Source organism: Mesorhizobium sp. M2A.F.Ca.ET.042.01.1.1 (assembly GCF_003997405.1).
Lineage (GTDB): Bacteria > Pseudomonadota > Alphaproteobacteria > Rhizobiales > Rhizobiaceae > Mesorhizobium.
Window position 1 is genome coordinate 1 of record NZ_RZRX01000269.1, and the last position, 8145, is coordinate 8145.

Annotated in this window: 10 protein-coding genes; 4 read left to right on the top strand and 6 right to left on the bottom strand. The window is 63.7% G+C overall.

The window, feature by feature from the left end; genetic code table 11:
• Positions 1 to 270: 270 nt before the first annotated feature.
• Positions 271 to 741: a nucleoside deaminase gene (locus EOA23_RS28640; protein WP_127306621.1), complete on the bottom strand. Its 471-nt coding sequence runs from the start codon at positions 739 to 741 to the stop codon at positions 271 to 273.
• 167 nt (positions 742 to 908) lie between these two features.
• On the opposite strand from EOA23_RS28640, the gene EOA23_RS28645 reads away from it, so the two are divergent.
• Positions 909 to 1094, top strand: coding sequence for a hypothetical protein (locus EOA23_RS28645; protein ID WP_127306622.1), 186 nt, complete (start codon positions 909 to 911; stop codon positions 1092 to 1094).
• 361 nt (positions 1095 to 1455) lie between these two features.
• On the opposite strand, the gene EOA23_RS28650 is transcribed toward EOA23_RS28645, so the two are convergent.
• Both EOA23_RS28650 and EOA23_RS28655 read right to left on the bottom strand, forming a co-directional pair.
• A complete protein-coding gene (locus EOA23_RS28650) occupies positions 1456 to 1656 on the bottom strand; it encodes a hypothetical protein (RefSeq protein ID WP_127306623.1) in 201 nt (66 codons plus the stop codon).
• Between the two features lie 21 nt (positions 1657 to 1677).
• The gene (locus EOA23_RS28655; RefSeq protein WP_127306624.1) at positions 1678 to 1896 is read right to left on the bottom strand and encodes a hypothetical protein; all 219 of its coding nucleotides are present in this window, start codon (positions 1894 to 1896) and stop codon (positions 1678 to 1680) included.
• A 544-nt stretch (positions 1897 to 2440) separates the two neighbouring features.
• Here EOA23_RS28655 and EOA23_RS28660 point away from each other — a divergent pair.
• From EOA23_RS28660 to EOA23_RS28670, 3 genes are all read left to right on the top strand, one after another.
• Positions 2441 to 2941: an MmcB family DNA repair protein gene (locus EOA23_RS28660; protein ID WP_042645842.1), complete on the top strand. Its 501-nt coding sequence runs from the start codon at positions 2441 to 2443 to the stop codon at positions 2939 to 2941.
• A gap of 189 nt (positions 2942 to 3130) precedes the next feature.
• Positions 3131 to 3877 carry an SDR family oxidoreductase gene (locus tag EOA23_RS28665; RefSeq protein WP_127306626.1) on the top strand — a complete coding sequence of 249 codons (747 nt, stop codon included), beginning with the start codon at positions 3131 to 3133 and terminating at the stop codon, positions 3875 to 3877.
• A 42-nt stretch (positions 3878 to 3919) separates the two neighbouring features.
• Positions 3920 to 4966 (top strand): RNA polymerase subunit sigma-70, encoded by a 1047-nt coding sequence (locus tag EOA23_RS28670; protein WP_127306627.1) that lies wholly within the window; start codon positions 3920 to 3922, stop codon positions 4964 to 4966.
• Here EOA23_RS28670 and nhaA read toward each other — a convergent pair.
• The 3 genes from nhaA to EOA23_RS28685 all read right to left on the bottom strand — a co-directional run.
• Positions 4963 to 6153, bottom strand: a complete 1191-nt coding sequence (gene nhaA / locus EOA23_RS28675; protein WP_127306628.1) for a Na+/H+ antiporter NhaA — start codon at positions 6151 to 6153, stop codon at positions 4963 to 4965. The genes EOA23_RS28670 and nhaA overlap by 4 nt on opposite strands.
• Before the next feature lie 323 nt (positions 6154 to 6476).
• Entirely contained in the window at positions 6477 to 7040 is a 564-nt protein-coding gene (locus EOA23_RS28680) for an ActR/PrrA/RegA family redox response regulator transcription factor (protein ID WP_108703014.1), read from the bottom strand.
• A gap of 225 nt (positions 7041 to 7265) precedes the next feature.
• On the bottom strand, positions 7266 to 8145 hold an 880-nt coding region (locus EOA23_RS28685), incomplete at its 5' end, for an ActS/PrrB/RegB family redox-sensitive histidine kinase (protein ID WP_145966504.1).

The window sequence follows — 8145 nt, forward strand, 5'->3', positions numbered from 1 at the left end:
GAATATGCGCTCTCCCCGCGCATCACCATCAAGGCCGAATATCTGCATGTCGATCTTGGCCGCCAGAAAGTCCATCTCACCGCGCAAAGCCCGGCCGTCGGCGACGCCTTCATGAACGTAGGGTTCAAAAGCGCCTATGACGTGGTACGGCTTGGAATGAACTACCGCTTCTAGCTTTTCTCACAGGCGCGGTTTGGCGCGATATACCGGCTACGTTCGGCATCGCTCGCCTTCGACGAGGTGGGAAGCGCGCCCGGTTCCGAGACCGCATCAGCGCTTCCAGAAATCGCGGTGTGGGGCGAGCAGCTCGTCCGAAATTTCTGGGAACGGACCGAAGACCTCGATCTTCTTCTGGCCGGAAGCGAATACGGTGCGCGAGGCAAGGTTCATCGTCGGATTCTCCTCGTGATCGCCGGTGAGCGCCAGCAGATCGGTCTCCTCGTAGCCGTAGACCAGCCGCCCGATATTGGCCCAATACATTGTACCGGCGCACATCGCGCAGGGCTCGCCGGTCATGACCAGCGTGCATTGCCACAGGAACTCCGGTTCGTAGGCCGCCGCCGCGCGGCGGGCGAGCTCGGTCTCGGCATGGCGCACCGTGTCGAGATTGCCCTGCCGCATCAGCACCTGATCGTCCGGCCCGACCAGCACGGAACCGAAAGGATGATGCCCATGCGCCGCCGCCTCACGCGCGACGGCGTCGGCGGAGCGCAGGTGGGCGAGCATCTGATCACGGGTCATGGGAATCCTCTCACAGCGAGATTGCGGCCGAGGGTGGAATTAGCAACAACTAACGCCAATTGGATCATGGTTCGACCGTCCGACTTGGCTTGCACCCCACGCATTTTTAGTGTTGGCACTATGATGTCCCCCGCGCTTTCATTCAACAGCGGTAAAGGGAATCGGTCTTGACCGGGAAAAAGGCTCGGACAGGCCAAAAACCAAAGACGGCGCAAATCGAGAAGTTACGCGAACTGGCGCGGGAGATCGAAACCGTCGATTCCGAAGAGCCGTTGAACGCAGCAATCAGGAAGTTGGCAAAGTCGCCGCCGCCGAAGGCGGATACCAAAAAGGGCGGCAAAGACCCAAGCTGAGCGGCTTTAATTAGGCGTTCCTTCTGGCCTTCATACTTTGCGGGGCAGCAGTAGTTGCAGGCGCAATCATTCATCAAAACTGGTTGCGGGACCACACAAGGCACTGGGTTCCGACAACCGCAGAGGTCTTGAAATTTATTGATGGGGGTGACGGGGCAGACAGTTATCTGCTGCAATACTCGTTTGACGGAGAGGTTTATCGCATCGAAACGAGCCCATGGCTATTTCCCCTCGGCGCTGCGAAGGCGGGATCGATTATCACCGTTTTAGTCAATCCGAAGGCTCCGCGAGAATGCGCTGGCAAGTTACCGCAGGGTGGCGGATTCCGCTGGTTTGGGGCTGGCTCGAAATAGGCGCTTGGCTATCTGCCCTTCCGGCCATCCTTGCCTACCAATAAAAGCTTCGGAGCGCGGGCTTCGCGAATGATCTCAGCGGCTTCGTCTCTGGTGATGCCGACCTTACGGGCGTAGTAGGCGGCGTCCCTTTCAAGTTCGCCTTCCAATGGGGCTTCAATCGCCTGTTTTGCTTTCTGCTTTGCCTTCTTTCCAAACAGGCGAATCATAGCACATCCTAGGGCATGGCACTATTTGGACGGGTAGCCGCCGAGTTGCGCCCTAGCTTCCTGAGCGGCTTCAACAAAGCGATCTAGTTCGTCTGGCTGCATCGAAAAGCTGTTTGTGTCTGCCGCCGTCGTGTAAGCGAAACGGAGGGTTCGTTCGCCTTCATCATGCTCATAGATTTTGAATGAGAACGTGAAGTGGCGTCCCTTAACGTCTACCCGATTGATGAGCTTGGCTGACACGAACCGCCGCCAATTCTTTGCCAGTGATTTGAACAAAGCCCACCCGTCCCAGTTGAGATTGAACCTACTTACAGACGCATGGGTATGTCAAAATACAATCGCCACTAATTAGGGGTATTTGCTGCCGGCAAGCTGTCTGGCTCGTCCTTCGGCAGTCGTTGATTTGCGGGTGAGAGGCATAGACCTGACCTCAGCCTGCCTCATCGCGCGGTTCCAGTATTCGACGCATGCTTTGTTGGTAGTGTCTGGAACGCAGACATTTCTGTTGATGGGCACAAGCTTCCCACCAGGGATGGACACATATGAGGTTTCGTTTGTGCAGGTTGTCTTCTTGCTTGAATAGGGCACGTTCGCCTAGCTCGTGCAGGCTACAGAGCTAACTGCAAGAGCGATAACGACTGCTATGCGGATCATGTATCCTCCCCAGTAGTTCGCGGATAGGTAGCATCGCGAGGCCTCTATGGGAAAGGTGGGTCTGTCAAATATATAATCCTCCGCCTAAAGTGGGTTCAAACCGTGAACAAAATCTGGCATGGTGCCTGCCATGCCCATCGTTTCCCCGATTCCCCTCAACCCACTGATCGACGGCCGCCAGTCGGAGCGCGCCATGCTGGTGCGGCGCGGCGTGCAGCGGCTGCTCCGCGAAATGGGTGCGCATGTGCTGCCGGAGCTGTCTTTGGCCACCGGGCGGCGCGCCGATCTCGTCGCGCTGACCAGGCAGGGCGACATCTGGATCATCGAGATCAAATCCTCGATCGAGGATTTTCGCGTCGACCGCAAATGGCCGGATTACCGGCTGCATTCCGACCGTTTCTTCTTCGCCACCCATCCCGGGGTTCCGGCTGATATCTTCCCCGAGGAATGCGGCTTCATCCTCTCAGATGGCTATGGCGCGGAGATCCTGCGCGATGCGCCGGAGCACCGCATGGCGGCGGCGACGCGCAAGGCGCTGATGCTGCGGATCGCGCGGGCAGGCGCCGCGCGGCTCCTGGCAGCCGAGCTTGCCGGCGTCGCGGTGCCGGCGCTGGACGGCGAGAGCGAGTAGATCCTCCACGCAAGCATTGAGCGCCGGCGTCTTGCCATCGACGTCAGACGTCGAGCCAGGGCTCAAAGCGAACCCCCGTCTGCGGCCGACGAGAATTTTCGTCTCGCACCGATGATTTCCGCCGATCTCGATTGTCTTCACCTACAGAGCGCGTCCGGATGGCCGGCGGCTCGGAAAAGAGGTGATCACATGAAGCCGTTGCAAAATCAGAATGTCATCGTGGTTGGAGGCAGCCGGGGTGTCGGCCGCGCGATCGTGGAGGCCGCGCTTAGCGCGGGAGCGACCGTGCTTGCCGTTGCCCGAGGCGCCGCCGACCTGAAGCAGCTTGCCTGGGAACGGCCGGGCTTGAAGACGCTCAGCATGGACGCGACGGCGGAAGCCGCGCCGCAGGCGGTCTTCGATGCGCTGGCTCCTGATGTGCTGGTGGTCTGCGCGGGGGCGCTCGCCGCTGCCGCGCCGATCCAGGAGCAGAGCTGGGAGGCCTTCTCGGCGAATTGGGAAATGGACGTCAAAGCCTCGTTCCTGTTCTGCCGCGAAGCCCTCAAGGGTGGGCTGAAGCCCGGAGCCCGCGTGCTGCTGATCGCCAGCGGCGCCGCCATCACCGGCGGACCGCCGAATTCAGGCGGCTATGCCGGCGCCAAACGCATGCAGATTTTTCTGGCCGGCCACTGCCAGAAGGAATCCGACAAGCTCGGCCTCGGCCTGCGCTTCATCGCGCTTTCGCCGGCCCGCATCATGCCGGGCACCGGGGTCGGCGATCGCGGCATCGACAGCATCGCCGCCTATATGGGCATCCGCCCGGCCGACTTCCTCGCCAGCTTGAGCGACATGCAGACTCCGGACGATGTCGGACGGGCGGTGGTCGACCTCGCGACGGGCAAGCCGCAGGGCAGTTCCTTTACCGTGAGCGGCAGCGGCCTTGCGGCAGCGGCATGAGGCGAGCAGGATGGCGGCCGAATTCAGCGCGCCGGGCTTCCCATGACTGACGCCTCCGGCCCTATCGAGCCTTTAGGCAGGCAAGGCCAGCCGGTCCTCGACCGGCCGGCCTTCGAACGCCTGAGCGTCGCCCACCGCCGGGCGCTCAAGCTGCATTGCTACCGGATGATGGGCTCGCTCAACGAGGCGGACGATCTTGTCCAGGAGACGTTCCTCAAGGCCTGGCGCGCGCGGTCGCAATTCGACGGGCGCGGCTCGGCGCGCGGCTGGCTCTACGCGATCGCCACCAAAAGCTGCCTCAACGCGATCAAGGCACGATCGTCGGCGCGGCGCATTCTCGAGCAGCCCGGGCGGCCGCCCTCCGAGGGAGGCGCGACCGGCGGCCCGACCGCGGAACTCGCCTGGCTGGATCCATATCCGGACGCGGAGCTGCCGGACATCGCCGACGACGGGCCCGGCCCGGAAGCGCGCTACGAGGCTCGCGAGGCGGTACGGCTCGCATTCGTGGCGGCGATCCAGCTGCTGCCGCCCAGGCAGCGCGCGGCCCTCCTGCTTTGCGATGTGCTTGGATGGTCCGCCATCGAGACCGCGCAATTGCTCGGCGGAACCACGGCCTCGATCAACAGCGCCTTGCAGCGCGCCCGCGCGACGCTGGGCGAACGCCAAGGGCGCCCGCCGCAAGCGTTGCGGCCCGGTCCGGACGAAGGACTGCTACTCGAACGCTATATGGGCGCCTGGCAGACCGACAATCTCGACGGGCTCGTCGAGCTGCTGCGCGAGGACGCCATCTACCACATGCCGCCCTGGCGGGAATGGTACCGCGGCCGTCCGGAAATCGGCGCTTTCCTGGCAAGCGTCTGGGGCAATTTTGCCGGCTATCGAGCGGTGGCCGTCGGCGCCAATGCCCAGCCGGCGGTGGGCGTTTATGCGCTCGGCCGCCAGGATTCGATATGGCGGCCGCATTCGCTGCATGTCATCGGAGCCGCCGACGGCAAGATCGCCTCGCTGACGATCTACGTCCCGCCGCTCGGCCCCGCCCTGTTCGAGGCCTTCGGCCTGCCGCCGGAGCCGCTTGCCTTGAGGGGTTAATCCACGTCCTCTTGCGCCCCGCCGGCCGCAGGCGCCGTCAGCAGCACGGCGGCGCCCAGCAGCGCGGCAACCAGCGAGCCGGCGAGGATGCCGACCTTCACGGCGTCCTGGAGCGCCGGGTCGGCGGCGAAGGCGAGCAGGCCAATGAAAAGGCTCATGGTGAAGCCGATGCCGCAGAGCAGCGAGATGCCCAGCATATGCAGCCAGCCGGCATTGACCGGCAGGTCGGCGAGGCCGAGCCGGATGGCAAGCGCCGATGAGCCGAAAACGCCGACCAGCTTGCCCAGAACCAGGCCGGCGGCGACGCCCAGCGTCAGCGGCTCGACAAGGGCCGCGAAGCTTAAGCCGCCGAGCGAGACGCCGGCATTGGCGAAGCCGAAGATCGGGATGACGAGAAAGGGCACGAGCTTATGCAGGCCATGCTCCAGCCGGTGCAGCGGCGAATGTTCAGTATCGTGGCTGATGCCGGGAAACCGCTCCAGCGGGATGGTGAGCGCCAGCGCGACTCCGGCCAGCGTGGCATGCACGCCCGACTTCAGCACCAGCACCCACAGGACGACGCCCAGCAGGAGATAGGGCCAGAGCCTCATCGCCCGCATGCGGTTGAGCACGACCAGCAGAGCGATGACGGCGAAGGCGGCAGCCAGGTACGCGAGCGACAGGCCGCTGGTGTAGAACAGCGCGATGATGATGACGGCGCCAAGATCGTCGATGATAGCCAGGGCGGTGAGGAAGACCTTCAGCGAGGCCGGCACGCGGCTGCCGAGCAGCGACAGAACGCCGAGCGCGAAGGCGATGTCGGTGGCGGTGGGGATCGCCCAGCCGGAGAGTGCCGCCTGATTGTCGCGGTTGATCAGGACATAGACCAGCGCCGGCACCACCATGCCGCCGGCGGCGGCAATGCCGGGCAGCACGCGGCGCGGCCAGGTCGAGAGCTGCCCGTCCAGCATCTCGCGCTTGATCTCCAGCCCGACCAGCAGGAAGAACACCGCCATCAGCCCGTCATTGATCCAGTGCGAGATGCTGAGCGGCCCGAGATAAGCGTGGAGCACGGCGAAATAGGTTTCGGCCAAAGGCGAGTTGGCAACGATCAGCGCCAGGGCCGCGGCCACCATCAGGATGATGCCGCCGGCGGCCTCGCTGTCGAGGAATTCGCGCAGGATCGATTTCGGCCTTTCGTCGCGCATGCTCTCTCCCTAAACCCGGCCTAACCTTATCGGCCGGGAGTCTGTGTTCCAATGATGCGCAGCGTCAGTGATGATGCAAGGCCGAGTTACCCGGCAGCGCATGCTTCGAAAGTTGGCTGAAACGCGAGCCCTTTCGTCATCCTCGGGCGAAGCAAGGAGCGAAGCGACGCAGCGCAGACCCGAGGATCCATTCCGTTACCTAAGCCGTAGAGTGCGGCGGTGCAAAATTCTGCATCGTTGCGACGCGTCGATGTCACGGAATGGATCCTCGGGTCTCCGCGTCCGCTTCGCTCCCGCTCCGCCCGTGGATGACGAATGTCCGCCTATCGAGGCGCCCGCTTGGCTAGTATCCGCTGCAGGGTGCGGCGATGCATGTTTAGGCGGCGCGCCGTCTCGGAAACGTTGCGGTCGCACATTTCGTAGACGCGCTGGATGTGCTCCCAGCGCACGCGGTCGGCCGACATGGGGTTTTCCGGCGGCGCGGCACGTTCGCCGGAGGTGCGGGTGAGCGCGGCGAAGACGTCGTCGGCATCGGCGGGCTTGGAGAGATAGTCGATGGCGCCGAGCTTCACTGCCGTCACCGCGGTGGCGATGTTGCCATAACCGGTGAGGATGATGGCGCGGGCGTCGTCGCGCTTTTCGCGGATGGCTGCGACGACATCGAGGCCATTGCCGTCGCCGAGACGCATGTCGACCACCGCATAGGCCGGCGGATGGGCGCGCGCCTTGGCGACAGCTTCTTCGACGCTTTCCGCCGTCTCGACCACGAAGCCCCTGGTTTCCATGGCCCGGGCAAGCCGGGTGAGGAAGGGCTTGTCGTCCTCGACGATGAGCAGCGAGGTGTCCTCGCCCTCGACCATTGCGCCAGCCGTCTCGTCTCCGCTCATCTTATCGGCACCCTATTGACCAAAAGCGCTACCCGTCGAAACGAATTCCGGCGAAGGCGCTCGAAGTCCATGTTTTTCGGGCATGCCGCTTTTCCAGACACAATTTTGGGCGACATGCTTCACTTTTACGCAGATACAGTCCCGCAAGAGCAATGTCCAATTTTTAGAGCCGGCAACAGAGCTGCCATGCGGTAATTGCAAGGTCTACGCACCATCTAGCCAAGGTTACGCATTGTCGAACATGGTGGCCGAAGCCTGATCCTGGTTGAGGAAGACGCCACGCGGCCAGACGACCTGCACCACCGCGCCCTCGCCGAGCCCGCTCGAATTGCGGAAATCAATGCTGGCGCCGGACCGCTCCAGCAAGGTCTTGGCGATGAACAGCCCGAGCCCCAGGCCGCCGCCCGCCTCTGTGCCCTGGCGCGTCGACATATAGGGCTCGCCGATGCGGTCGATGATCTCGGCCGGGAATCCCGGCCCGTCATCGGTGATGGAGAAGGTGACCGTCTCATTGTCCCAGCTCCAGCTGACGGTGACCGACTTTCGGGCGAAGTCGACGGCGTTCTCGACCAGATTGCCGAGCCCGTAGATGACGCCGGGATTGCGCTGGCCGACCGGCTCGGGGCCGATGTGCTCGCCGGGCCGCAGCCGGATCGAGATGCCGAAATCGCGGTGCGGCGCCGTCACCTCCTCGATCAGCGAGGTGAGCGGCATGCGCGACAGATGCGCTTCGCCTTCCGAGGACAGGCTGGTCAGCCGCTTCAGGATCTCGCGGCAACGCTCGCTCTGCGAGCGCAGGAGCTTGACGTCCTCGCCGTATTTCGGGTCCTTGCCGAGCGCCTTTTCCATCTCCTTGGCGACGACGGTGATGGTGGCCAGCGGCGTGCCGAGCTCATGCGCGGCGGCGGCAGCCAGCCCGTCCAGCGCCGACAGGTGCTGCTCGCGCTGCAGCACCAGCTCGGTGGCGGCCAAAGCGTTGGCGAGCAGGCGCGCTTCCGCCGCGACGCGGAAGGCATAGATCGCGGTGAAGGCGATCGAGGCGAACACCGCCATCCACATGCCGGCGACATAGATGAAGGGCATCGGCAACGGCGCGTCTTGGTAC